This is a genomic window from Blastococcus sp. SYSU DS0616, from assembly GCF_054051015.1.
Map to the genome: position 1 here is coordinate 35,097 of NZ_JBJHAJ010000021.1, position 23,627 is coordinate 58,723.

A 23,627-nucleotide genomic window follows, 5' to 3' on the forward strand; every position below is an offset into this window, starting at 1 on the left:
CGGCGCGGTTAGGGTGCGGGGGTGGCCGCCCTCCGTCCGCCCCGGCTCGACGCCGCCGCCGACGAGGTCGCCCGCACCGCGGCAGCGGCCGCGGACTGGGCGGCCCTCGCGGACGTGGCCCGCTCCTGCGTGGCGTGCCCCGAGCTGGCCGCGGCCCGGCAGCACGTCGTCGTCGGGGACCTCCCGCGCGGCGGTCGGCCCAGGTTCGTGCTGGTCGGCGAGGCGCCGGGCGCGACCGAGGACGAGACCGGCCGGCCGTTCGTCGGGAAGTCGGGGGCCTTGCTGGACCAGCTGCTGGCCGAGGCCGGGCTGTCGCGGGCCGAGGCCGCCGTGCTCAACATCGTGAAGTGCCGGCCGCCGGCCAACCGCACACCGAAGGCTGCCGAGGTGGCGCGGTGCAGCGGGTGGCTCCGCCGTCAGCTCGAGCTCCTCGACACGCCCGTCGTCGTCGCGCTCGGGCTCTCCTCGGCCAAGTGGTTCCTCGGCCCGCGCACGGTGCTCGCGGCGGTCCGCGGCCGCCCGCACGACGTCGACGGCCGCGCCGTCTGGGCCACCTACCACCCGTCGGCCGCCATCCGGTTCGGCCCGAACGGTGCCCCCCGCGCCGGGCTGCTGGCTGACCTGACCGCCGTCGCCGGGGCGCTGGAGGAGGTCGCGTGAGGCGCGAGCACGTGCTGCCGGAGCTCGCCGACACCCACGCCCTGGGCGAGGCGCTGGCCGCCCTCGCACGCCCCGGCGACCTGCTGGTGCTGGTCGGCCCGCTCGGCGCGGGCAAGACGGCGCTCACCCAGGGCATCGGTGCCGGGCTCGGCGTCCGGGAACCGGTCACCTCGCCCACGTTCGTCATCGCCCGGGTGCACCGCGGCGGGCGGATCCCGCTGGTGCACGTGGACGCCTACCGGCTCGGCGGGCACGCCGACGTCGACGACCTCGACCTCGACGCCTCCACCGAGGAGTCGGTCACGGTCGTCGAGTGGGGGCAGGGGCTGGTCGAGCAGCTGGCCGACGAGCACCTGGAGGTGCGGCTGGACCGGCGCGACGACGACGTCCGCACCGCGATGCTCGTGCCCCACGGCCCGGGGTGGGCGGCCCGGCTCGACGGGGGCTGAGACCCGGCCGCCCCCTCAGCCCGCCGCCGAGGCGTCCGGGACGTCGGTGTACCGGGCGGTCAGCACCTCCAGCAGGTGCCCGCTGGGACCGCGGAAGTACAGCCGCCGGCCGCTGCCGTCGGGGTTGACCTCCCCGACCTGGCCGGGACGGCGCCCCGGCGGGTCCGCCTGGTACGGCGTCCCGTCGGCGTCGAACCGAGCCTTGATGACGTCGAAGCGCTCGTCGGTCACGAGGAACGCGTAGTGCTGCGGCTCGACCGGGGCCGGAGCGGCGGCGAAGTTGAGCACTAGCTGGTCGTCGAGCTGCACGGACCGGAAGAACCCGTTGTCCCAGGGGGTGCGGAGGTCGAGCAGCTCGACGATCCAGGAGACGGCGGCGTCGCGGTCCTCGACCAGGACGATCAGGTGGTGCAGGGCGGTGGCGCTGGGCATGGGGAGCTCCAGAGGGGGGTACGGCGAGGGGCGTCGTCCGGCAGACGCACGGGGACGACGGGGAATGGGCCGGGCAGGGCCACGGCGGGGAGCACGGCGTCACGGCGGTGCTCGGCAGGGCGGCCCTCGCGGCCACCCGGCGGTCACCGGCGGGCCGGGACCCTGACTCGCTCGTGGCTCGAGGCCGACCCGGCAGTCACGTCGGCGACCGTAGCGCCCGGCCGGTGACGGGGGCAACGGCTCACGGCTAGCCTGCCGCCCGTGGACCGCCGGGTGGAGCTCATCGCCCTCGGCCCGACCGCGCTGCGTGCGCTCGCCGACGGGGACCTGGCCGCGGCCGAGGCGGCGGCGCCGGTGCCCCTGAGCCCCTACCTCGCCGGGCGGGAGTGCCGCTGGGTGTGGAGGGTCCGGGCCGAGCAGGTGGTGGCCGACCCGGGCAGCGCCCGCTGGATCACCCGGGTGGTCCGCGATCCGGGGCGGGAGCTGACCGTGGGCCGGGCCGGCTTCCACGGGCCGCCGGACGCCTCCGGCATGGTGGAGGTCGGCTACTCGATCGATCCGGAGCACCGGCGGCAGGGGTACGCGCGGGCGGCGCTGCGGGCGCTGCTGGCGTGGGCGGCCGACGAGCCGGCGGTGACCACGGTTCGCGCGTCGGTGGCCCCGGCGAACACCGCCTCGCGGGACCTGGTGCTCGGCGAGGGGTTCGTCGCCGTCGGGGAGCAGGTCGACGAGGAGGACGGTCTCGAGATCGTCTACGAGGTGGCCGCCGGCACTCGCCTACGCTGAGCGGTCGTGCTGGTCCTCGCGCTCGACACCGCCACCCCGACGCTCGTCGCCGGGCTCGCGCGGTGGACCCCTGACGGCGGCACGGAGGTGCTCGCCGAGCGCGCCGTCCCGTCGGGCACGAAGCACGCCGAGCTGCTGACCCCGGCGATCGAGGGCGTGCTCGCCGACGCCGGTGTCGCGCTGGGCGACGTCGAGGCGGTCGTCACCGGGCTCGGCCCCGGGCCGTTCACCGGTCTGCGGGTCGGCATCGTCACCGCGGCGGCGATCGCGGACGCGCGCGGCCTGCCGGTCGTGGGGGTCTGCTCGCTGGACGCCGTCGGCTCGGGCGCCCGCACGGTGGTCACCGACGCCCGCCGCAAGGAGGTCTACTGGGCCGCCTACGACGACCAGGACCGGCGGGTCGACGGCCCGGGCGTCGAGCGCCCCGAGGAGCTCGGCCGGACCGGGCCGTTCGTCGGTGACCCGGCGTTCGCCGAGCGGCTCGGTGCCGACGTGCAACCGGCGGAGGTGACGACGGCGGGGCTGCTGCGCGCCGCGGCGGCACAGCTGGCCGACCCGTCGTCCGCCGCGCCGCTGGTGCCGCTGTACCTGCGCCGCCCCGACGCCGTCCCGCCCAGCTCGATCAAGGCGGTGTCGCAGAAGTGACCGTCCGGCTGCGCCCGATGCGGCTGGCCGACCTGCCCGCGGTGATGGAGCTGGAGGAGGAGCTCTTCGCCCCCGACACGTGGACGGTCGCCATGTACCGGGACGAGCTGGCGCGCACCGACACCCGGCACTACCTGGTGGCCGAGGACGAGGGGGCGGTCGTCGGCTACGCCGGGCTGATCGCCTACGACGACGAGGCGCACGTCGCCACGATCGGAGTCACCGGCGCCCGGCAGGGCGAGGGGATCGGCGCCCGGCTGCTCGACGCGCTGCTGGCCGAGGCCGACCGGCGCGGCGCACCGGTGGTGCTGCTCGAGGTGCGGGCGGACAACGAGACGGCGCAGGGGCTCTACCGGCGGCGCGGGTTCGCCGAGATCGGCCGGCGGCGCGGCTACTACCAACCGAGCGGCACGGACGCCGTGGTGATGAAGCGGGAGCGGACAGGGGCGTGAGCATCGCAGCGAGGAACGAGCGAGGAGCGGAGCGCCCCGCGGGAGCGACATGTGACGGAGGGACGCCGTGAGCGAGCCGCTGGTCATCGGGTTCGAGACCTCGTGCGACGAGACCGGCGTGGGCATCGTCCGCGGGCACACCCTGCTCGCCGATGCGCTGGCCACCTCGATGGCCGAGCACGAACGCTTCGGCGGCGTCGTCCCGGAGATCGCCTCCCGCGCGCACCTGGAGGCGATGGTGCCGACGGTGCACCGGGCGCTGGCCGACGCAGGCATCCGGGCCTCCGACGTCGATGCGGTGGCGGTGACCTCGGGTCCCGGCCTGACCGGCGCGCTGCTGGTCGGGGTCGCGGCCGCGAAGGCGTACGCACTGGCGCTGGGGAAGCCGCTCTACGGGGTCAACCACCTGGCCGCGCACGTCGCCGTCGACGAGCTCCAGCACGGGCCGCTCGCCGAGCCGTCGATCGCGATGCTCGTCTCCGGCGGCCACAGCTCGCTGCTCCTGGTGCCCGACCTGGCGCAGGAGGTGCAGTCGCTGGGGCGCACCATCGACGACGCGGCCGGGGAGGCGTTCGACAAGGTCGCCCGCGTGCTTGGGCTGCCGTTCCCGGGCGGCCCGCCGATCGACAAGGCCGCGCGCGAGGGGGATCCGCACGCCATCGCGTTCCCGCGCGGGCTCACCGGTCCGCGCGACCCGGCCTACGACTTCTCCTTCTCCGGGCTGAAGACCGCCGTCGCCCGGTGGATCGAGGCCCGGGAGCGCGCCGGGGAGCCGGTGCCGGTGGCCGACGTGGCCGCCTCGTTCCAGGAGGCGGTCGCCGACGTGCTCACCGCCAAGGCCGTGCGCGCCTGCCGCGACCACGGCGTCGACCACCTCGTGCTGGGCGGGGGAGTGGCAGCCAACTCGCGGCTGCGCGCGCTGGCCGAGGAACGGTGCGCGAAGGCGGGCATCGTGCTGCGGGTGCCGAGCCCGAAGCTCTGCACCGACAACGGCGCGATGGTGGCGGCGCTCGGTTCGCGGCTGGTCGCCGCCGGGGTGGCGCCGTCCGCTCCGGACCTCGGGGCGGACAGCTCCCTGCCGATCGACGTCGTCAGCCGCTGAGAGACGACTCCGCCCTCCCCGCCCCTCGCAGGCTCGGGGCGGGCCCATGGTCGGGGCCGACGGCTGGTCAGGTGGTGACGTCGCAGACCAGCGCGGTCGGGGCGCCGGCGACGCGGGTGACGACGACGGTCGCGGTGCCGGGGGCGTCGGTGCGCAGCTGGCGGGCCAGGGTCTCCGGCTCGATCGCCGAGCCACGCTTCTTCACCACGACCCGGCCCACCCCGCGCTCCCGCAGCAGCGCCTTCAGCTTCTTCAGGTTGAACGGCAGCACCTCGTCGACCCGGTAGGAGCTGACCCAGGGGGAGTCCGCGCGGGTGTCGGAGGTCAGGTAGGCGATCGTCGGGTCGACCAGGCTCGCGCCGAGGTCGGCGGCGACGAGCGACACCAGGCCGGAGCGGATGACGGCGGGGTCGGGCTCGTGCAGCCAGCCGCGCACCGGGCCGGCCGGCGCGGGGCCGGGGTCGGCGTCCGCGGTCAGCTCGTGCACCTCGTCGTCGCGCAGCAGGGTGGCGCGACGCCACGTCGTCGACAGCCCGCGGCCCCACAGCAGCGCCTCGACGATCGAACCGCCGACCGACACCCATTCGGCCTCGACCCCGTCGGGCACCCGCTCGTGGTCGAGCCCGGGGGCCACCTTCACCACCGAGGTGGGCACCCGGTCCAGCAGCTGGACGACGGTCGACCACGGCGGGGACCAGCGGTCGGGGTCCAGCAGCCGCCGCCCACCCGCCCGCCGGGCCGGGTCCAGGACGGCGGCCCCGCACCCGGCCACCTCCCCACCACGGGCGGCCGCCACCAGCTCCACCGCGTCGCCGGCGACCACCCAGACGTCGTCGTCGACGCCGAGCGCCTCGGCGTTCAGGGCGGTGAGCTCGCGCGCCACCGGGTCGACGTCGACGGCGAGCACCCGAGCGCCCGCGCGGGCGAGGGCGATCGTGTCGGTGCCGGCGGCGCACCCGAGGTCGGCGACGGAGTCGGCCCCTCCGGCCAGCAGGCGGGCCGCGCGCCGGGCGGCGAGCTCCGGACGTCCTGCCTGCTCGAGGGTGTCGCCGGTGAACAGCATCTGGTCCGCGTCGGCCCCGAACGTCGGCCGCGCCTTCTGTCGCTGCCGGGCGATGCCCCACGCCGGCCCGGCGAGGTCGGTGCCCACCTCGGCGCGCAGCCGCGTCAGCGCGGTGACCGCATCGGTCCCCTCGTCCAGCAACGTCGCCGCGCGCGACAGCGCCCTGGCGCCCTCCGGGGTCACCAGCGCGCGCAGCTGGCGCACGGTCTCGACGGTCTGCTCGTCGGTCGGCCGGTCCACCTGCACAGGGTGGCGCACGGGCTGGTCAGCCCCCACGTCACCCACCTCGGCGACCGGGTTGAGCGGCTGGCACTCTCCTGGGTAGAGTGCCAGACGACACGGGCTGGCGCCCGACCCCCGCGACGGCGGGTGCCCGGACCCCGTGCCACAGCATCGAACATCCCTGCCGTCCTACACCGAAGGGGGCGTCACCGACGTGACGACCGCTACCAAGGTCAGCATCAAGCCGCTGGAGGACCGCGTCGTGGTCCAGGCCAACGAGGCCGAGACCACCACCGCGTCCGGTCTGGTCATCCCGGACACCGCCAAGGAGAAGCCCCAGGAGGGCACCGTCGTCGCCGTCGGCCCCGGCCGCATCGACGACAACGGCAACCGCGTTCCGCTCGACGTGAACGTCGGCGACGTGGTCATCTACTCGAAGTACGGCGGCACCGAGGTCAAGTACGCCGGCGAGGAGTACCTCGTGCTCTCCGCCCGCGACCTGCTCGCCGTCGTGGAGAAGTAGAAGGACCCCCTCGCCCCCCACGCCTCGCTCCGCTCGCCGCGGGGCCCTGCGAGGGGGCCGTTCCAGCACGTTGCGTCCGCCCCGGCGACCCGAACACCGGGTCCCGGGGCGGTCGTCTTCGCCCAGCACTCCCTGATCGGAAGGGCCCATGGCCAAGATCATCAAGTTCAACGAGGATGCGCGCCGCGCCCTCGAGCGCGGTGTCGACAAGCTCGCCGACGCCGTGAAGGTGACGATCGGCCCGCGTGGCCGCAACGTCGTCATCGACAAGAAGTTCGGCGCTCCCACCATCACCAACGACGGCGTCACCATCGCCCGCGAGGTGGAGCTCGAGGACCCGTACGAGAACCTCGGCGCCCAGCTGGCGAAGAGCGTCGCGACCAAGACCAACGACGTCGCCGGCGACGGCACCACCACCGCCACCGTGCTCGCCCAGGCGCTGGTGCACGAGGGCATGCGCAACGTCGCCGCCGGAGCCAACCCGATGGCGCTGGGCCGCGGTATGCGTGCCGCGGTCGACGCCGTGCACGCCGCGCTCGACGCCGCCGCCATCCCGGTCGAGAAGCGCGACGCGATCGCGGGTGTCGCCACCATCTCCGCCCAGGACGCCGAGGTCGGCGAGCTGATCGGCGAGGCGATGGAGCGCGTCGGCAAGGACGGCGTCATCACCGTCGAGGAGAGCAACACCCTGGACACCGAGCTCGACGTCACCGAGGGCGTCCAGTTCGACAAGGGCTACCTCTCGCCGTACTTCGTCACCGACCCCGAGGCCATGGAGGCCGTCCTCGAGGACGCCCTCGTGCTGCTGGTCAGCGGCAAGATCAGTGCTCTGGCCGACCTGCTGCCGCTGCTGGAGAAGGTGCTGTCGACCGGCGGCCGCCCGCTGCTCATCGTCGCCGAGGACGTCGAGGGCGAGGCGCTGTCCACGCTGGTCGTCAACTCGATCCGCAAGACCATCAAGGTCGTCGCCGTGAAGTCGCCCTACTTCGGCGACCGGCGCACGGCGTTCATGACCGACCTCGCCGTCGTCACCGGCGGTCAGGTGGTCAGCGAGGACGTCGGCCTCAAGCTCGACCAGGTGGGCCTGGAGGTGCTCGGCACCGCGCGCCGGGTCACCGTGACCAAGGACGCGACGACCATCGTCGACGGCGGCGGCACGTCGGAGACCATCGGCGACCGCGTCGCGCAGATCCGCCGCGAGATCGACGCGACCGACTCCGACTGGGACCGCGAGAAGCTGCAGGAGCGGCTGGCCAAGCTGGCCGGCGGCATCGGCGTCATCCGGGTCGGCGCGGCCACCGAGGTGGAGCTCAAGGAGCGCAAGCACCGCATCGAGGACGCCATCGCCGCCACCCGCGCGGCGGTGGAAGAGGGTGTGATCCCCGGCGGTGGCTCGGCGCTGGTGCACGCCGCGAGCGCGATCGACGCCCTCGAGCTGACCGGCGACGAGCTGACCGGCGCGCGCGCCGTCCGCACCGCGCTGGAGGCCCCGCTGGTGCAGATCGCCGACAACGCCGGGTTCGAGGGCCGCGTCGTCGTCGCCAAGGTGCGCGACCTCGGCACCGGGAACGGCTTCAACGCCGCGACCGGTGAGTACGGCGACCTGGCCGGGCAGGGGGTCATCGACCCGGTGAAGGTCACCAAGGCCGCGCTGGGCAACGCCGTCTCGATCGCGGCGATGGTCCTGACGACCGACTCCGCCGTCGTCGAGGCTCCCGAGGAGGAGCACGACCACGACGGCGGTGGGCACCACACCCACGGCCACTCGCACGGCCACGGGCACAGCCACTGAGAAAGGGCCCCGTCCTCCTCGCCGCTCGCACGCTCGCGGCGAGCCTCTGGACGGGGCCGGGGGTCCTGGCTCCCCGTCGACCGTGAGCCAGGACCCCACCGGCTGAGCCAGGACGGTGCTCGCGCCGTCCGGGTACACGAGAGGGCCCGGTCCAGGACTTCCTGGACCGGGCCCTCTCGGCGTTCGTGGCGGGGTGCTACACCCCCGCGGCCACGGCGGCGGGCTCGGTGGCGATCAGCCGGGCCCGCTCCTCCTCGCTCATCCCGCCCCAGACCCCGTAGGGCTCGCGGACGGCCAGCGCGTGCTTGAGGCACGCGTCGACGACCGGGCAGCGCGCACAGACGGCCTTCGCCGCTGACTGCCGTCGCGCCCGGGCCGGCCCCCGCTCGCCGTCGGGGTGGAAGAAGAGGGACGTGTTCTCGCCACGGCAGGCGCCGTGCAGCTGCCAGTCCCAGACCTCGGCCACGGGCGTCGGGAGTCTGCGGATGTCGGCCATGTCTCCTCCAGGACTCGGTTGAGCCGGAGGGGGCTGTCCGGCTGCAAGGGGCCCGGTGCCCTCGCCGTCCCACGTCCAAACACAGCCGATTCGCAACTTTTCCCAGGTGCGCCCTGCGTCACCTCCGCGTGCGGCGCTCACCCCCGGGGGTGAGGGCGTCTGTTCCCCCGGTCGGGAGTCGATCAAGGTGGCTCCAGGTCGCGCTGGCGTCCGGGAGGGGGAGAAACCCGGACCGGTCGCGTGACCAGCGCGGAGGTGGGGGGCCCGGTGGGCCCTCCACCCGAGCGACACCCGGCCGGGTGCCTTCCCCGGCCGGCGGGGGGACCCGGCCGCCGCGCGGCCGGGGAGAGCGAGGAGCAGGCGTGATCGACGACAGGATGCGCGCACCCGTGCACGGCGCGACCGTGTGGGTGTACGACGAGCGACGGCGGGTCCGTGACGACGTCGCCTCGCGGCTGGTCGCCCTGCCCTTCGTCGGCCGGGTGGAGGTGGTCGGCGACGCGCAGTCGCTCATGGCCCGCCTCGCCACCCGCACCCCCGACGTGCTCGTCGTGGGCACCCAGCGGGCCGTGGACACCGGGCTGTCCGCCGCCACGCAGGCGCTCCGGTCCCACCCGGGGCTCCCGGTGCTGGTGCTCGGCGCTCCCGATGACGCCGACAGCGTGCGGGCTGCCGTGGCCTTCGGGGCCCGCGGCTACCTGCGCTGGGACGCCACCCCGATCGAGATGGGGCTCGGGCTCTCCCGCGTGGGGCTGCGTGCCGACGGACGGATCCCGCAGCAGGCGACGGCCTCCGTGGCCGCGTGGAGCGGTGCGGCGCCGCTCGCCGGCTCCGCGCCCACCACGGTGCGGTCCACGGTGCGTGACGCCGCCCCGGCCGTGGCGCTGTCCATGCGCGAGATGCAGGTGCTCACCGGGATGAGCCAGGGCAAGAGCAACGCCCAGATCGGCCGGGAGCTCTACCTGTCCGAGGACACCATCAAGACCCACGCCCGGCGGCTGTTCCGGAAGCTGGGCGCCAAGGACCGCGCCGAGGCGGTGGCCACCGGCTTCCGCCGCGGCATCATGACCTGAGCGGTCACCCGACCGACGCACGCGCTGAGGGCCGTCTCCCGAACCGGGAGGCGGCCCTCGACGCGTTCTCGACGGAGGCATTCACGCCCTCGGGGGAACGGCGCCCGGCCCGGGGTGGTCGCGCCGAGTGGGCCCGGAGGGTCCGCGCAGGCGCGACGGACGCGCTCAGCTCGGCAGGGGGACGGCACCTGGCCGCGGTGTGGTGGCGCCGAGTGGGCCCGGAGGGTCCGCGCAGGCGCGACGGACGCGCTCAGCCCAGCTGGGGGACGGCAAGTGGCCGCGGTGCGGTCCGGAGGACCGCAGTGTCACAGCTCTAGTCGTCGCGGGCGTGGCGCCCGGTGCGCCGGCCGCTGGGCTCGTCCCGCTCGGCGAGCGCCGCGACACCGTCGGCGTACCCGCTGGCGTAGTCCCAGCTGACGTAGTCGTCGGGGTTCGGGTCGAACGGCGGCTCGTGCCGGCCGGTCTGCCCCTCGTCCAGCAGCTGGCGCAGGTTCGCCTGCATCAGCGCCCAGTCGACGTGGTGCTCCTCCTCGCAGTCAGGGCAGTCGACCACGATGCCCTTGATGCCGGTCGGCTCCAAGAGGGTGCGGAAGACCTCGAGCTCGGCCAGGTCGTCGAGGACCCCGGCCCGCTCCTCCATCGAGAGCGGCGGAGGGGCTGGGCCGTCGGCGGAACTGAAGTCCGGCCCGAAGGCGTCGTCGAACGAAGACACGGTCACACGGTAGCCGCCGAGCGGGCGGAGCACCGCCTCCTCCGTGCCGCCGCCTACGATCAGGGCAAGGTCCCGCGCGCCCGCGAGGTGTGTCGACCGGTGTCCGACCCGATCCGCGCCGAAGGGTGGCCGCGCACATGCAGCCCGACTCCGTGCCCGAGCTGCCGGCGAAGTTCGCCCGCCTCGGTCTCACCTACGACGACGTCCTGCTCATCCCCGGGGCGTCCGACGTCGTCCCGGCGGAGGTGGACACCAGCAGCCGGGTGACCCGGCGCATCACCCTGGCGGTCCCGCTGCTGTCCAGCGCGATGGACACCGTCACCGAGGCCCGCATGGCGATCGCCATGGCGCGGGTCGGCGGCATGGGCGTGCTGCACCGCAACGTCTCCGCCGAGGAGCAGGCCGGCCAGGTCGACCTGGTCAAGCGGTCGGAGGCCGGCATGGTCACCAACCCGGTCACCTGCTCGCCCGACAACACGCTCGCCGAGGTCGACGCGCTCTCGGCGCGCTACCGCATCTCCGGGGCGCCGGTCGTCGACGCCGACGGCGTCCTGCTCGGGATCGTCACCAACCGGGACATGCGCTTCGAGACCGACATGAACCGGCTCGTGCGCGACGTCATGACGCCGATGCCGCTGGTCACCGCGCCGGTCGGGGTCGACCCGGACACCGCCCTGGGCCTGCTCTCCCAGCACAAGATCGAGAAGCTGCCGCTGGTCGACGACGCCGGCCGGCTGCGCGGGCTGATCACCGTGAAGGACTTCGTCAAGCGCGACCAGTTCCCGAACTCCACCAAGGACGCCGACGGGCGACTGGTCGTCGGGGCGGCGCTGGGCGTCGGCGAGGACGCCTACAAGCGGGCCGGCCTGCTGGTCGACGCCGGCGTCGACGTGCTCGTCGTCGACACCGCGCACGGCCATCAGCGCGCGGTGCTGGAGATGGTCGCCCGCGTGAAGCAGGAGTTCGGCGGCGATGCCGGGGTGGAGGTCGTCGGCGGCAACGTCGCCACCCGCGCCGGTGCGCAGGCACTGGTCGACGCCGGGGTCGACGCGGTCAAGGTCGGCGTCGGACCGGGTTCGATCTGCACCACCCGCGTGGTCGCCGGCGTCGGCGTCCCGCAGATCAGCGCCATCTACGAGGCGTGGCTGGCCGCCGGCCCGGCGGGGGTCCCGGTCATCGCCGACGGCGGGCTGCAGTACTCCGGCGACATCGCCAAGGCCCTGGTGGCCGGCGCCGACACGGTGATGATCGGTGGTCTGTTCGCCGGCGTCGAGGAGGCACCGGGCGAGCTGGTCTTCATGAACGGCAAGCAGTACAAGACCTACCGGGGCATGGGGAGCCTGGGCGCCATGCAGAAGCGCGGCAACCAGTCGTTCAGCCGCGACCGGTACTTCGCCGACGACGTCCTCTCCGACGACAAGCTCGTGCCGGAGGGCATCGAGGGCCAGGTGCCCTACCGCGGCGCGCTGGCCGGCGTGGCGCACCAGCTCGTGGGTGGCCTGCAGGCCTCCATGGGCTACGCCGGAGCGGCCACCATCGCCGACCTCAAGGAGCGCGGGCAGCTGACCCGCATCACCTCCGCGGGCCTGGTGGAGAGCCACCCCCACGACATCCAGATGACCGTCGAAGCCCCCAACTACCGGGGGCGCTGACCATGAGCGTGCGCGACACCGTCGAGATCGGGCTCAACCGCTTCGCCCGCCGGGGCTACGACCTGGACGAGGTCTCCATCGTCCCCTCGCGGCGGACCCGTGACGTCGACGACGTCTCCACCGCCTGGCAGATCGACGCCTTCCGGTTCGACCTCCCGCTGGTGACCAGCCCGAGCGACGCCGTCGTCAGCCCGGCGACGGCGATCGCCGTGGGGCGCGCGGGTGGCCTGGGGGTGCTCAACGGCGAGGGGCTGTGGGCCCGCTACGACGACCCGGCGCCGGTCTACCGCGAGATCGCCGAGGCGGCCGCGGCCGGCGCTCCGCCGGTGGCGCTGCTGCAGAAGGTCTACGCCGAGCCGGTCAAGCCCGACCTCATCGCCGCCCGCATCAAGGAGATGGGCGACGCGGGGGTGACGACGGCGATCCGGATCTCCCCGCAGCACACCGAGCAGCTGGCCCCGGCCGCGCTCTCCGCGGGGGTGGACCTGCTCGTCATCCAGGGCACGATCGTGTCGGCCGAGCACGTGACCAGCCAGGGCGACGCGCTCAACCTCAAGGAGTTCATCGCCGACCTCGACGTCCCCGTGATCGTGGGCGGCGCGGCCAACTACACGACCGCGTTGCACCTGATGCGCACCGGCGCGGCCGGCGTCATCGTGGGCGTGGGTGCCGACACCTACTCGACGACCGACGCGGTGATGGGCATCCGCGTGCCCCTGGCCAGCGCCATCGCCGACGCCGCCGCGGCCCGCCGCGACTACCTCGACGAGACCGGCGGCCGGTACGTGCACGTCATCGCGAACGGCCGGATCGAGACCAGCGGTGCGATCGCCCGCGCGCTCGCCTGCGGTGCCGACGCCGTCCAGCTGGGGGAGCCGCTGCGGGTGGCCGCCGAGGCGCCGGCCGGTGGCGTGTGGTGGGACTCGGTGGCCGCGCACCCCCGCCTGCCGCGCGGAGCAGCGTCGGCGCCCGTCGAGCCCTCGGGATCGCTGGAGCAGGTGCTGCTCGGCCCGGCGGACTCCGCGGACGGCCGGACGAACCTGTTCGGTGCGCTCGCCCGCACCATGGCCAAGACCGGGTACTCCGACCTCAAGGAGTTCCAGCGGGTCGACCTCGTGATCGGAGGCTGACCGCGTGGACTTCCCGACCGTCCTGGTCGTCGACTTCGGCGCCCAGTACGCGCAGCTCATCGCCCGGCGCATCCGCGAGGCAGGGGTCTACTCGGAGATCGTGTCCTCCGAGGTGCCGGCCGAGGAGATCGTCGCCCGCAAGCCCGCCGCGATCGTGCTCTCCGGCGGGCCGTCGAGCGTGTACGCACCCGAGGCGCCGAAGGTCGACCCGACGCTGTTCGGGTCCGGCGTCCCCGCCTTCGGCATCTGCTACGGCTTCCAGGCGATGGCCGCCTCGCTCGGCGGCACCGTCTCCCGCACCGGCGACCGGGAGTACGGCGGCACCCCGCTGACCGTCACCACGCAGGCGCGGCTGTTCGGCGACCTGCCGGTCGAGCAGAACGTGTGGATGAGCCACGGCGACGCCGTCAGCGCGGCCCCGCCCGGGTTCACCGTCACCGCCACCTCCACCGGCGCGCCGGTCGCGGCCTTCGAGGACGTCGACCGCCGGCTGGCCGGGGTGCAGTTCCACCCCGAGGTGCGGCACACCGCGCACGGGCAGACGGTGCTCGAGCACTTCCTGTTCGACATCGCGGGCCTCGAGCCGACGTGGACGATGAGCAACGTCGTCGACGAGCAGGTGGCGGCGATCCGCGAGCGGATCGGGGACCGGCGGGCGCTGTGCGCGCTCTCCGGCGGGGTCGACTCCGCCGTCGCCGCCGCGCTCGTCCAGCGGGCGATCGGTGACAGGCTCACCTGCGTCTACGTCGACCACGGGCTGATGCGGGCGGGCGAGACCGAGCAGATCGAGCGCGACTTCGCGGCGACCACCGGCGCGGACCTGCGGGTCGTCGACGCCAGCGAGCAGTTCCTCGCGGCGCTCGCCGGGGTGAGCGACCCGGAGGAGAAGCGGAAGATCATCGGCCGCGAGTTCATCCGGGTCTTCGAGCAGGCGGCCACCGACGTCGTCGCCGACGCCAAGGCGCACGGCGAGACGGTGGAGTTCCTGGTGCAGGGCACGCTCTACCCCGACGTCGTCGAGTCCGGCGGGGGGAGCGGGACGGCCAACATCAAGAGCCACCACAACGTCGGCGGGCTGCCCGAGGACCTCACCTTCACCCTCGTCGAGCCGCTGCGCACCCTGTTCAAGGACGAGGTGCGCGAGGTCGGCCGGCAGCTGGGCCTGCCCGACCGGCTGGTGCAGCGCCAGCCCTTCCCCGGGCCGGGGCTGGGCATCCGGATCGTCGGCGAGGTCACCCGCGAGCGGCTCGACGTGCTCCGCCGGGCCGACGCCATCGCCCGCGAGGAGCTCACCGCGGCCAAGCTGGACGACGAGATCTGGCAGTGCCCGGTGGTGCTGCTGGCCGACGTCCGCTCGGTCGGCGTGCAGGGCGACGGGCGCACCTACGGTCACCCGGTCGTGCTGCGCCCGGTGTCCAGCGAGGACGCCATGACCGCCGACTGGACCCGGCTGCCCTACGACGTCCTGGCGCGCATCTCCACCCGGATCACCAACGAGGTGGAGGAGATCAACCGGGTCACCCTGGACGTCACGAGCAAGCCGCCCGGCACCATCGAGTGGGAGTAAGGACCCTCTTCCTCCCCGACCCTCGCTCCGCTCGGGCCGGGTCCCTGGAAGGGGGCCGTTCCAGGACGTCACCTGGGTCGTTCCAGCGCCTCACGTCGCGGGCACCCGCACCGTGTGCGCGTCGGGTGGCGGTGTGCCGAACGCGTCCGGATCGCGCTGGGGAGGCGTCTCGGTGGTGAGATCGGCGGCCTCGATCCGGTCCCAGCGGAACCAGCGCGGCGCGTCCCGCAGCCGGCACCAGGCCACGAGGTACCACCGGTCGCCGGTGCGTGCCAGCAGGTGCGGCTCCACCCGACGTCGGGAGACCGCGCCGCTGTCGTCGCGGTAGCGGATGGCGACCACCCGCCGGCGCAGGAGCGCTTCCTCGACGACGGACGCCGCCCCCGGTCGTCCTCGCTCGTCGCCGCGCACCCACACCCGGCCACCGAGCTCGCGGGCGGACTCCCGGGCACCTGGCCCCATGACATCGAGGACCTTCTCCAGCGCGGCACGGCCGTCCGCGGCGAACGGCGCCTCCGACGCACCGGCCAGCGCCACCGCCAGCGCCACGGCCTGCGCCGGGCTCAGGTTGACCGGCGGCAGGGAGGCCGTGGCGTCGAGCACGTAGCCGCCACCCGGCCCGGCGGTCGCCCAGATCGGCACCCCCGCCTGCTGCAGGGCGGAGACGTCCCGCTTGACCGTGCGCGGCGACACCTCCAGCCAGTCGGCCAGTCGCTGCGCCGTCCGTCCCCGTGCGCCGGCGCGGCGCAGCTCCTCCGAGATGGCGTGCATCCGGTCGGTCCGGTTCATGCCGGGATCCTGGCAGAAAACGGTGACAGGACGGTGTCACCAGCAGCCCGGCAGGGTGACCGCATGACCACCATCGCGCTCTTCCACTCCGTCCTCGGCGTCCGGCCCGGGATCACGGCGGCGGCCGAACGGCTCCGCTCCGCCGGGCACGACGTCCTGGTCGTCGACCAGTACGACGGGCTGGTCTTCGACGACTACGCATCGGCGATGGCCCACGTCGAGGAGGTCGGGTTCCCGGCGCTGATGGCCCGGGCGGTGGAGGCGGTGCGCCACCTGCCCGACGGGTTCCTCGCGGCCGGCTTCTCCAACGGCGCCGGCATGGCCGAGTACGTCGCCACCCAGCGGCGCTGCGCGGGGCTGCTGCTCTTCTCCGGGGCGTTGCCGGTGCAGGTGCTGGGAGCCGACCGCTGGCCGGACGGTGTGCCCGCGCAGCTGCACTACACCGAGGGCGATCCCTTCCGGCAGCAGGACTGGATCGACTCCGTGGTCGCCGACGCCCGGGGTGCGGGAGTCGAGATCGAGGTCCACGACTACCCGGGGACCGGCCACCTGTTCACCGACGTCAGCCTGCCCGGCGAGTACGACGCCGCCGCCGCCGAGCTGCTGTGGCGGCGGGTCCTCGAGTTCTGCGCGCGGGTGGCCGCCTGAGGTCCGCCTCCTCCGGAGACCCTCCGGAGGGGGCCTCGACCGGCAGGATCCCGGTCGGTGTGGTGGGGTCGTCGTCGGCCGTTGCAGTCGAGGACCCGGAGGACGAGTGAGTTTCGCTCCGTGGCCCCTCTGGCCGAGCCTGGGCGTGCTCGCCGCGATGGCCGTCGTCATCGTGGTCGCGGGGGTCCGGCTCACCCGTGTCGCCGACTCCCTGGCCGAGCGCACCGGCCTCGGTGACGCGATCGGGGGTGCCCTGCTGCTGGGGGCGGTCACCTCGCTGCCGGGGAACGTCACCGTGCTCACCGGCGCGATCGAGGGCGACCCGGGGTTCGCCCTGGCCAACCCGGTCGGCGGTATCGCGCTCCAGACGGTGTGGCTGGCGATCGCCGACCTCCTCTACCGCCGGGTGAACCTGGAGCACGCGGCGGCGTCGCTGCAGAACGTGCTGCAGTCGGTGCTGCTGAGCGCGATGCTCGCGGTTCCGGTGATCGCCTACGCCACGCCGGACCTCCGGCTGGGCTGGATCCACCCCATGACCCTGCTGATCCCCGTCCTCTACGCCTACGGGCTGACGCTGCTCCGGCGGATGCAGCGGGAGCCGATGTGGCAGCCGGTCCACACCGACCAGACCGCAGACGGGGACGAGGGCAACGGCAACGGCACCGGCAACGGGGACGGCGACGGGGACGGGGACGGGGACGGCGACGGGAACGGGAACGGGAACGGCGACGAGCGCTCGACCGCCCGCCTGTGGGGCCTGCTCGCCGCGCTCGGGCTGGTGACCGGTGTCGCGGGCTGGATCGTGGGCCGGGCCGGGCTCAGTGTCATCGAGCGGGCCGACCTGGACAGCGGCGTCGTGGGATTCACCCTCACGACGGCGATCAGCTCCCTGCCCGAGCTCGTCGTGCTGCTGACCGCGGTGCGGATGGGCCAGCTGACCCTCGGCGTCGGCAACATCGTCGGCGGGAACGTCTACGACATCCTGATGATCTCGGTCGCCGACGTCGGCTACCTGGAGGGGCCGATCTACCGGGACGCCGGCCCGACCAGCCTGGTCCTCGTCGGCGGCACGCTGGTGATGACCGCGGTGCTCTCCGCAGGGCTGCTCATGCGCGACCGGAAGTGGATCGGCTTCGAGGGCGTGTCGATCCCGCTGATCTACGTGGGCACCGTCGCCCTGGCCGTCGTCGGGTAGCCGCCGCGAGCGCCGGGGGCCCGGGAGCGTCATCGCTCCCGGGCCCCCGGCGTCCACCCCTCCCGTCGGTCAGCGGCGGCCCCGCGCCTTCCGCAGCTCCTTCACCAGCAACGCGATCCCGGCACCGATCAGGACCAGCCAGAGCAGGCCACCGTCGTCCAGCAGGCCCAGGGCGAGGTCCACGCCGGCCATCGTCGTGATCGCCAGGAGCACGAAGACCAGGCCGGGCACCAGCGCGACGAGATCCGGCTTCCGCCGCTGTGGCGGCTGCGGGTGGTCCTCGGTCGCCAGCGGCGCCACCATCTGCCACTGCTGCTCCTGCCACGCCGTCGGCGTGGTCGGGAACTCGCTGTAGTCAGCCACGGGACACCTCCACCTGTCCGATACCGGAGTCGATCTCGAGCACGATCTCGGCCTCGCCGTCGTCGGTCCACTCGGCCGCGCCCGTCCCGGGGTAGAAGCCACCGCCGGACCCGAGGGAACCGAGGACGTCGGCCTCACCCAGCCCCTGGTCCACGCGGACGCTCGCGTCCGCGGAGGAGGGCAGGACGACCTCGACGTCGCCGACGCCGTGCTCCACGCGGATCTCGAGGGCGTCGGCCAGATCGGCCACGGGCACCTCGGAGAGGTCCACGGTGAGGGTGCCGACACCGCCCTCGTAGAGCTCGCGCACGTCGGCGACGGACTGCGGCCGGTACGTGCGGTCGCCCACCCCGGCGTCGTTCGGCGCCGCGTCGGCGATCGCCAGCGCCACCGCCAGGATGATGCCGAGGGTGAGCAGGCTGCCGCGCGCGGTGCGGCCCTGGCTGAACGCGGCGACGACGAGCCCGGCGCCGACCACGAGCAGGGCGGTCCCGAGGTAGCCGACGGCGCCGACGTCCCAGCCGGTGAGCTGGGCGATCAGCGCGAGCGCCCCGACGACGATCAGCAGGCAGGCGATCGTGAAGCCGGGGACCGGCGAGCGGGGGCCGGCCGGTTCCCGGACGCGCGGTGTGGCGGGCTGCCCGGGCGACGGCTCGGCCGTCCCTTCCGGGCCGGCCGGCATGAGCAGCCAGAGCAGGAGGTAGACCAGCAGGCCGGTGCCGCCGGCGAGCGCGAGGGCGACGAAGCCGACCCGCCACAGGAGTGCGTCGATGCCGGTGTACTCGGCCAGGCCGCCGTTCACCCCGCCGATGACCTTGTCGGTGCGGCTGCGGCGCAGCGGGGGGCGGGCCGGTGGGCCGGGCGGCGGGGACCAGGCCGGTGGCTCCACCGTGGGCGGAGCCGGAGGGGGTGGTGAGGTCATGCCACAGAGCCTGCCCACCGGACGAGGCGGACACCATCAGGGAATCCCCGGAACCGACCCTGGTTCCTCTTCCGGGGTGATCACCGGTGTCGGCGGCGCCACGCCCGGTGCGACGATCGGTAGCGTGACCACCACCCTGCCGCCGCGCCCGCCGCTGGTGCGCCCGCGCGAGGGCCGGGTCGTCGCCGGGGTGGCGGCCGGAACCGCGGCCCACCTGCGCCAGGACCCCCTGGTGGTGCGGGTGGCCTTCGTGCTGCTGGCCACCACCGGGCTGGGCATCATCGGGTACGGGCTGCTCTGGATGACGATGCCGGTCGGCGCGCCCGGGGTTCCGGCGTCCGAGCCGCAGGGCTGGCGACCCGCCGGCGTCCGCCAGTGGGTCCTGCTGGCGGTCCTCGGCCTCGCCGCGGCGAGCCTGCTCGGTCAGCTCACGGCCTGGACCAGCAGTGACGTCGTCCTCCCGCTCGTCCTGCTCGTCGGCGGCCTGGCCGTGATCTGGCGGCAGCTGGACACCGACCGGACGCTCGCCGTGCCGGCGGCCCGCTGGGTGCTGGCCGGCGGGGTCGCCGTCGTGGGTGTCGGGCTCTTCCTCCTGCTGGCCACCACCGGTCAGCTGGCCAACGCCCGCAACGGCTTCGCCGCGACGCTGCTGATCCTCACCGGCGTCGTCCTGGCGACCGCACCGCTGTGGCGCCGGCTGCTCGACTCCCGCGCCGAGGAGCGCGCCGCGCGGATCCGGTCGGAGGAGCGAGCCGCCGTCGCCGCGCACCTGCACGACTCGGTGCTGCAGACCCTGGCCCTGATCCAGCGCAACGCCGACGAGCCGCAGGCGGTGAGCCGGCTGGCCCGCAGCCAGGAGCGCGAGCTCCGGGCCTGGCTGTACGACCCGGCGGCCGTCCGCGAGGGCGGCACGTGGGCCGGGCTGGTGGCGGGCATGGTCGCCGAGGTGGAGGCGGACCACGCGCTCACCGTCGACCCCGTCGTGGTCGGCGACGCCCCCGTCGACGAGGAGCTGGCCGCGCTCGGCGCCGCGACCCGCGAGGCCCTGGTCAACGCGGCCAAGCACTCCGGCGTGCCGTCCGCGGACCTGTACACCGAGGTGACCGCCGACCAGGTGTCGGTGTTCGTCCGGGACCGCGGCAAGGGGTTCGACCCCGGCACGGTGCCCGACGACCGGCGCGGCCTGCGCGACTCGGTGCGGGGCCGGCTGGCCCGGCTGGGCGGCAGCACGCAGATCCGGTCGACGCCGGGGGAGGGGACCGAGGTGGAGCTGGTCCTGCCGAGGAAGGCCGTGGGCGGGCAGCGGCGGGAGCAGCGCGGCGAGGCGGCCGCGGACCGGGCGGGAGCACCGCAGCGAGGATCGAGAGTGGAGCGGACCAACCGCGGAGGTGGCCTGGGCATGCGAGCGGGGAGCGGTGCGCCGCACGGAAGCGAACAGGGAGGCCGGGCATGACCTCGCGGGTGTTCGTGGTCGACGACCACGCGATGGTGCGCACCGGGGTGCGGGCGGAGCTCGGCGACTCCGTGGCCGTCGTCGGCGAGGCGGCCGACGTCGCCGGCGCGGTCGAGGGCATCCGTGCCACCCGTCCCGATGTCGTGCTGCTGGACGTGCACATGCCCGGCGGGGGCGGGCGCGCGGTGCTGGAGACGCTGCGGGGCGAGCTGCCCGAGGTGCGGTGGCTCGCGCTCTCGGTGTCCGACGCCGCCGAGGACGTCATCGCCGTGATCCGCGCCGGGGCGCGCGGCTACGTGACCAAGACGATCTCCGGGCCCGACCTGCTCGACGCCGTCCGCCGGGTCGCCGACGGCGACGTCGTCTTCAGCCCCCGGCTGGCCGGGTTCGTGCTGGACGCCTTCGCCGCCGGGGGCGCGGTCGCGCAGGCGCCGGCGGCCGAGGAGGCCAGCGACCCGGGGCTGGACCTGCTGAGCGCCCGCGAGCGGGAGGTCATGCAGCTGCTTGCCCGCGGCTACACCTACCGCGAGATCGGCTCCCGGCTGTTCATCTCGGTGAAGACGGTCGAGTCCCACGCCTCCAACGTGCTGCGGAAGCTGCAGCTGTCCAACCGCAACGAGCTCACCCGCTGGGCGGCGACCAACCGGCTGCTCTGACCGGCGACGACTGGCCGCTCCGCCGGCCCCCGGCCAGGATGTGTGGCGGACCACATCCCCGGGGAGAGGAGCTCCTTCGTGCTGCGCACCCTGTCGCGCCCGCTGGTGACCGGCGTCGAGAGGTACCTCCCGGGGGCCTTCGTCTTCGCCGTCGTCCTGACCGTGATCGTCGCCGTCCTCGCGCTGGTCTTCGGCGACATCGGTCCCGCCGAGCTGACCCGGGCGTGGGGCGACGGCCTCTCCGGCCTGCTGGCCTTCATGACGCAGGTGGCCCTCGTGCTCCTGCTCGGCTACACGCTGGCGCTCACGCGGCCGGTCAAGGCCGGGCTGACCCGCATCGCCGACGTCCCCAAGAGCCCCCGGGCGGCGTACGCCTTCGTGGCCCTCGTCTCGGCCCTCGCCTCGCTGATCAGCTTCGGGCTGGGGCTGGTGGTCGGCGGCGTCATCGCCCTCGAGGTCGGCCGGGCCGCCCGGCGTCGGGGCACGCGACTGCACTACCCGCTGCTGGTGGCCAGCGCCTACTCCGGCTTCGCCGTCTGGCACATGGGCTACAGCGCCACCGGCCCGCTGGCCGCGGCGACCCCGGGGAGCTTCGTCGAGGAGGCGATCGGCCGCACCATCCCGATCAGCGAGACGGTCTACTCGCCGTGGAACCTCATCGCGATCGTCGTCGCCGTCGCCGCGATCCTCGGCACGGTGGTGCTCCTGGCCCCCAAGGACAGGGACCGGGTCGTCCAGCTCCCCGAGCGGATGGGGACCGAGGAGCCCGACATCGAGCTGAAGACCCCGGGGACCCCGGCCGAGCGCCTGGAGGCCTCGCGGCTGGTCACCCTCGTCCCGGGTGTCGCCCTGCTCGTCTACCTCGGCGTCTACTTCGCGCAGGAGGGCTTCGACCTCACCCTCGACATCGTCAACTGGAGCTTCCTCGCGGCGATCCTGCTCATCGTGCGCAGCCCGGCGGAGCTGGCCGAGCTCGTCGGCGGAGCGGTGCGGACCGTCGGGGAGGTGCTGCTCCAGTACCCGCTCTACGCCGGGATCATCGGGATGATGACCGCCTCCGGGCTGGCGGCGCAGCTGAGCGGGTGGTTCACCGACATCGCCAGCCCCGGCAGCCTCGGGCTGATGGCCTTCCTCTCGGCCGGGCTGCTGAACCTGTTCGTGCCGAGCGGCGGCGGCCAGTTCGCCGTGCAGGCACCGATCTTCCTCGACGCCGCCGACTCCCTCGGCGTCGATCCGGCCGTCATCACCATGGCGATCGCCTACGGCGACCAGTGGACGAACATGATCCAGCCGTTCTGGGCCCTGCCGCTGCTCGCGGTGGCCGGTCTCGGCGTCCGCGACATCTTCGGGTTCACCGCGATCACCTGCCTGATCACCGGCATCGTCTTCGCCGGCACCCTGCTCGTGCTCGGCGGCGGCTGAGCGGCGCCGCCGCCGAGCACGGCCGTCAGCGGAAGTGGCTCTTCGGGATGACCCCGTGCACGCCGACGGTCCGGTCGACCACCTGGGAGACCTCGAAGTCGACCGCGGCGGACAGGTACGCGTAGGCGACGGCGCGGTCCATCCCGAGGTCGTTCTGCAGGAAGTCCAGGGCGTGCACCACCGCCCGCCGGTTGGCGACGTCGAGATCGCTGCCCTGCCCGAACCGGGCGCCGTCGGGGTCGGACAGGCCGATCGGCAGCCATGACTCCGGCGTCTCCCCGAACGGGTAGCGGAACGCCACCGAGGGGGCGTCGGAGGTGCCCGCGCGGCAGACGGTCAGCCGGAACGTGAGGCGCAGCGAGCCCTCGAGGGCGGTGAGGGCGACCTCGCCGCTGCCCATCGACATGTGCGGGTCCCCGACCGAGAAGAGCGCGCCGGCCGCGACGACCGGCACGTAGAACGCCGACCCCACACCGAGAAGGTTCACGTCGATGTTGCCGCCACCCACGGTGGGCGGGATGGAGTTGACCAGCGGGTCGTTGAGCGCCGTCGCGTCCCCGACCGTCGCCACCGCCATGAGGCCGGCGAAGGGGTCGACCGGCCAGGAGACCGTGCCCTTCGGCCCGCGCGGCAGGGATGCCCGCACCACGCCGCCGCGGACCGCCAGCGGGGTGAAGTGCGAGACGTTGCCGTACTTCAGCGGGTCCCCGGTGCCGCGCCCGTCGGGCGTGGTGGGCATGACCTCGGCGGCGGTGATGTCGCCGGGGTCGGCGGCGAACGCCGCCGACAGCGCGCCTTTGCCGTGCCGGCTGGAGACGACGCCGTAGGGGACGCGGGGCAAGGCCGTCAGCAGTTCGATCTTGAGGACGTCGCCCGGGCGCGCGCCCTCGACGTGCACCGGCCCGGTGACCACATGCGGGCCGTCGGCGTCGAAGTTCCGTGGGTGCCGGGCGTACTCCGCCGCGATGGCGACGGCGTCGTCGAGCACCTCGCCCCGGGGCACCCCCTTGCTGCCGAACCAGGCCACCGGGTCGCGCCCCTGGTCCTCGAGGATCCCTTCGTGGCTGACGGTGTCGATGGTGATCGTCCCGCCCGACCGCAGGTGGGCCACCGGGGTGTCGGTGGTGCGCGGGAGGTAGCCCCACCGCACCTCGTCGGGTCGTGAGGGCAGGTAGACCTGGCCGTCGATCGGTCCCTTGCCCGGCTGGAGGACCTCCCGGGGCAGCCGCGTGCGCGGCGCGGGTGCGGCGGCCGCCGGACCCGCTGTCGCCGCCCCCGCGGCCAGCAGCGCCCCGGTGGCCAGGGCGGCCTGCACGAACCCGCGGCGGCCGAGCCCCCGCTCGAGGCGCTCGGCCGCCTCCTGCGGGTCGGGGGTGGCGCGGTCGTGCGAGGTGGTCGTCAACGTGTTCTCCCGGTGCCGGCG

25 protein-coding genes are annotated in these 23,627 nt (G+C 74.5%); 17 read left to right on the forward strand and 8 right to left on the reverse strand.

All coding sequences use genetic code 11. The features are described from left to right. Positions 1–21: 21 nt before the first annotated feature. Both ACI79K_RS15410 and tsaE read left to right on the forward strand, forming a co-directional pair. Positions 22–660, forward strand: a complete 639-nt coding sequence (locus tag ACI79K_RS15410) for a uracil-DNA glycosylase (RefSeq protein WP_456590418.1) — start codon at positions 22–24, stop codon at positions 658–660. Then, the gene (tsaE, locus tag ACI79K_RS15415) at positions 657–1,109 is read left to right on the forward strand and encodes a tRNA (adenosine(37)-N6)-threonylcarbamoyltransferase complex ATPase subunit type 1 TsaE (RefSeq protein ID WP_456600100.1); all 453 of its coding nucleotides are present in this window, start codon (positions 657–659) and stop codon (positions 1,107–1,109) included. Before ACI79K_RS15410 ends, tsaE begins: the two co-directional genes overlap by 4 nt. 15 nt (positions 1,110–1,124) lie before the next feature. Here tsaE and ACI79K_RS15420 read toward each other — a convergent pair whose 3' ends face one another. After that, complete coding sequence (locus tag ACI79K_RS15420) at positions 1,125–1,541, reverse strand: hypothetical protein (RefSeq protein WP_456600101.1); 417 nt, start codon at positions 1,539–1,541, stop codon at positions 1,125–1,127. A gap of 261 nt (positions 1,542–1,802) precedes the next feature. Between ACI79K_RS15420 and ACI79K_RS15425 the strand changes: the two genes are divergently transcribed. From ACI79K_RS15425 to tsaD, 4 genes are all read left to right on the forward strand, one after another. After that, complete coding sequence (locus ACI79K_RS15425; protein WP_456600102.1) at positions 1,803–2,327, forward strand: GNAT family N-acetyltransferase; 525 nt, start codon at positions 1,803–1,805, stop codon at positions 2,325–2,327. Positions 2,328–2,333: 6 nt separating this feature from the next. Beyond that, positions 2,334–2,972, forward strand: a complete 639-nt coding sequence (tsaB, locus tag ACI79K_RS15430; RefSeq protein WP_456590414.1) for a tRNA (adenosine(37)-N6)-threonylcarbamoyltransferase complex dimerization subunit type 1 TsaB — start codon at positions 2,334–2,336, stop codon at positions 2,970–2,972. After that, entirely contained in the window at positions 2,969–3,424 is a 456-nt protein-coding gene (gene rimI / locus ACI79K_RS15435; protein WP_456600103.1) for a ribosomal protein S18-alanine N-acetyltransferase, read from the forward strand. Before tsaB ends, rimI begins: the two co-directional genes overlap by 4 nt. Positions 3,425–3,491: 67 nt before the next feature. Beyond that, complete coding sequence (gene tsaD, locus ACI79K_RS15440) at positions 3,492–4,526, forward strand: tRNA (adenosine(37)-N6)-threonylcarbamoyltransferase complex transferase subunit TsaD (protein WP_456600104.1); 1,035 nt, start codon at positions 3,492–3,494, stop codon at positions 4,524–4,526. A gap of 67 nt (positions 4,527–4,593) precedes the next feature. On the opposite strand, the gene ACI79K_RS15445 is transcribed toward tsaD, so the two are convergent. Continuing rightward, positions 4,594–5,829: a THUMP-like domain-containing protein gene (locus ACI79K_RS15445; RefSeq protein ID WP_456600105.1), complete on the reverse strand. Its 1,236-nt coding sequence runs from the start codon at positions 5,827–5,829 to the stop codon at positions 4,594–4,596. Between the two features lie 196 nt (positions 5,830–6,025). On the opposite strand from ACI79K_RS15445, the gene groES reads away from it, so the two are divergent. Continuing rightward, positions 6,026–6,334, forward strand: a complete 309-nt coding sequence (gene groES, locus ACI79K_RS15450) for a co-chaperone GroES (protein ID WP_014377938.1) — start codon at positions 6,026–6,028, stop codon at positions 6,332–6,334. A gap of 148 nt (positions 6,335–6,482) precedes the next feature. Continuing rightward, a complete protein-coding gene (groL, locus tag ACI79K_RS15455; protein ID WP_456590410.1) occupies positions 6,483–8,126 on the forward strand; it encodes a chaperonin GroEL in 1,644 nt (547 codons plus the stop codon). Positions 8,127–8,322: 196 nt separating this feature from the next. Here the strand turns inward: groL and ACI79K_RS15460 are convergent, their stop codons facing one another. After that, positions 8,323–8,622 (reverse strand): WhiB family transcriptional regulator, encoded by a 300-nt coding sequence (locus ACI79K_RS15460; protein ID WP_456597866.1) that lies wholly within the window; start codon positions 8,620–8,622, stop codon positions 8,323–8,325. Between the two features lie 362 nt (positions 8,623–8,984). Here ACI79K_RS15460 and ACI79K_RS15465 point away from each other — a divergent pair, with 362 nt between their 5' ends. Further along, on the forward strand, positions 8,985–9,695 hold the full coding sequence (locus ACI79K_RS15465; RefSeq protein ID WP_456590408.1) for a response regulator transcription factor: 711 nt from the start codon (positions 8,985–8,987) through the stop codon (positions 9,693–9,695). Positions 9,696–10,008: 313 nt separating this feature from the next. On the opposite strand, the gene ACI79K_RS15470 is transcribed toward ACI79K_RS15465, so the two are convergent. Then, on the reverse strand, positions 10,009–10,407 hold the full coding sequence (locus ACI79K_RS15470; protein ID WP_456590407.1) for a DUF5319 family protein: 399 nt from the start codon (positions 10,405–10,407) through the stop codon (positions 10,009–10,011). A gap of 137 nt (positions 10,408–10,544) precedes the next feature. On the opposite strand from ACI79K_RS15470, the gene guaB reads away from it, so the two are divergent. Genes guaB through guaA form a run of 3 tightly spaced genes read left to right on the forward strand, consistent with a single transcriptional unit; the run spans position 10,545 to position 14,756 of the window. Then, positions 10,545–12,059 (forward strand): IMP dehydrogenase, encoded by a 1,515-nt coding sequence (guaB, locus tag ACI79K_RS15475; protein WP_456600106.1) that lies wholly within the window; start codon positions 10,545–10,547, stop codon positions 12,057–12,059. Positions 12,060–12,061: 2 nt separating this feature from the next. After that, complete coding sequence (locus tag ACI79K_RS15480) at positions 12,062–13,189, forward strand: GuaB3 family IMP dehydrogenase-related protein (RefSeq protein WP_456600107.1); 1,128 nt, start codon at positions 12,062–12,064, stop codon at positions 13,187–13,189. Positions 13,190–13,193: 4 nt separating this feature from the next. After that, positions 13,194–14,756: a glutamine-hydrolyzing GMP synthase gene (guaA, locus tag ACI79K_RS15485; RefSeq protein WP_456600108.1), complete on the forward strand. Its 1,563-nt coding sequence runs from the start codon at positions 13,194–13,196 to the stop codon at positions 14,754–14,756. A 90-nt stretch (positions 14,757–14,846) separates the two neighbouring features. Here the strand turns inward: guaA and ACI79K_RS15490 are convergent, their stop codons facing one another. Beyond that, positions 14,847–15,545 carry a helix-turn-helix transcriptional regulator gene (locus ACI79K_RS15490; protein ID WP_456600109.1) on the reverse strand — a complete coding sequence of 233 codons (699 nt, stop codon included), beginning with the start codon at positions 15,543–15,545 and terminating at the stop codon, positions 14,847–14,849. A 63-nt stretch (positions 15,546–15,608) separates the two neighbouring features. Between ACI79K_RS15490 and ACI79K_RS15495 the strand changes: the two genes are divergently transcribed. Together ACI79K_RS15495 and ACI79K_RS15500 are read left to right on the forward strand one after the other, a co-directional pair. Then, positions 15,609–16,193 carry a dienelactone hydrolase family protein gene (locus ACI79K_RS15495; RefSeq protein ID WP_456600110.1) on the forward strand — a complete coding sequence of 195 codons (585 nt, stop codon included), beginning with the start codon at positions 15,609–15,611 and terminating at the stop codon, positions 16,191–16,193. A 106-nt stretch (positions 16,194–16,299) separates the two neighbouring features. Next, positions 16,300–17,388, forward strand: coding sequence for a sodium:calcium antiporter (locus ACI79K_RS15500; RefSeq protein WP_456600111.1), 1,089 nt, complete (start codon positions 16,300–16,302; stop codon positions 17,386–17,388). A gap of 69 nt (positions 17,389–17,457) precedes the next feature. Here the strand turns inward: ACI79K_RS15500 and ACI79K_RS15505 are convergent, their stop codons facing one another. Both ACI79K_RS15505 and ACI79K_RS15510 read right to left on the reverse strand, forming a co-directional pair. After that, positions 17,458–17,751 carry a hypothetical protein gene (locus tag ACI79K_RS15505; protein ID WP_456600112.1) on the reverse strand — a complete coding sequence of 98 codons (294 nt, stop codon included), beginning with the start codon at positions 17,749–17,751 and terminating at the stop codon, positions 17,458–17,460. After that, a complete protein-coding gene (locus ACI79K_RS15510) occupies positions 17,744–18,673 on the reverse strand; it encodes a PspC domain-containing protein (RefSeq protein ID WP_456600113.1) in 930 nt (309 codons plus the stop codon). The genes ACI79K_RS15505 and ACI79K_RS15510 overlap by 8 nt, the downstream gene beginning before the upstream one ends. Before the next feature lie 124 nt (positions 18,674–18,797). Here ACI79K_RS15510 and ACI79K_RS15515 point away from each other — a divergent pair, with 124 nt between their 5' ends. From ACI79K_RS15515 to ACI79K_RS15525, 3 genes are all read left to right on the forward strand, one after another. Then, positions 18,798–20,126: an ATP-binding protein gene (locus tag ACI79K_RS15515; protein WP_456600114.1), complete on the forward strand. Its 1,329-nt coding sequence runs from the start codon at positions 18,798–18,800 to the stop codon at positions 20,124–20,126. Next, positions 20,123–20,782, forward strand: coding sequence for a response regulator (locus ACI79K_RS15520; protein WP_456600115.1), 660 nt, complete (start codon positions 20,123–20,125; stop codon positions 20,780–20,782). The genes ACI79K_RS15515 and ACI79K_RS15520 overlap by 4 nt, the downstream gene beginning before the upstream one ends. Before the next feature lie 78 nt (positions 20,783–20,860). Next, positions 20,861–22,204, forward strand: coding sequence for a short-chain fatty acid transporter (locus ACI79K_RS15525; RefSeq protein WP_456590396.1), 1,344 nt, complete (start codon positions 20,861–20,863; stop codon positions 22,202–22,204). A 25-nt stretch (positions 22,205–22,229) separates the two neighbouring features. Here ACI79K_RS15525 and ACI79K_RS15530 read toward each other — a convergent pair whose 3' ends face one another. After that, the gene (locus ACI79K_RS15530) at positions 22,230–23,606 is read right to left on the reverse strand and encodes an acetamidase/formamidase family protein (RefSeq protein WP_456600116.1); all 1,377 of its coding nucleotides are present in this window, start codon (positions 23,604–23,606) and stop codon (positions 22,230–22,232) included. Positions 23,607–23,627 lie beyond the last annotated feature (21 nt).

Coding starts and splice junctions, on each gene's coding strand:
- ACI79K_RS15480 (WP_456600107.1), top strand. CDS start 12,062: ATGAGCGTGCGCGACACCGTCGAGATCGGGCTCAACCGCTTCGCCCGC.
- ACI79K_RS15520 (WP_456600115.1), top strand. CDS start 20,123: ATGACCTCGCGGGTGTTCGTGGTCGACGACCACGCGATGGTGCGCACC.
- groL (WP_456590410.1), top strand. CDS start 6,483: ATGGCCAAGATCATCAAGTTCAACGAGGATGCGCGCCGCGCCCTCGAG.
- ACI79K_RS15460 (WP_456597866.1), bottom strand. CDS start 8,622: ATGGCCGACATCCGCAGACTCCCGACGCCCGTGGCCGAGGTCTGGGAC.
- ACI79K_RS15495 (WP_456600110.1), top strand. CDS start 15,609: ATGACCACCATCGCGCTCTTCCACTCCGTCCTCGGCGTCCGGCCCGGG.
- ACI79K_RS15510 (WP_456600113.1), bottom strand. CDS start 18,673: ATGACCTCACCACCCCCTCCGGCTCCGCCCACGGTGGAGCCACCGGCC.
- ACI79K_RS15420 (WP_456600101.1), bottom strand. CDS start 1,541: ATGCCCAGCGCCACCGCCCTGCACCACCTGATCGTCCTGGTCGAGGAC.
- guaB (WP_456600106.1), top strand. CDS start 10,545: ATGCAGCCCGACTCCGTGCCCGAGCTGCCGGCGAAGTTCGCCCGCCTC.
- ACI79K_RS15490 (WP_456600109.1), bottom strand. CDS start 15,545: ATGAACCGGACCGACCGGATGCACGCCATCTCGGAGGAGCTGCGCCGC.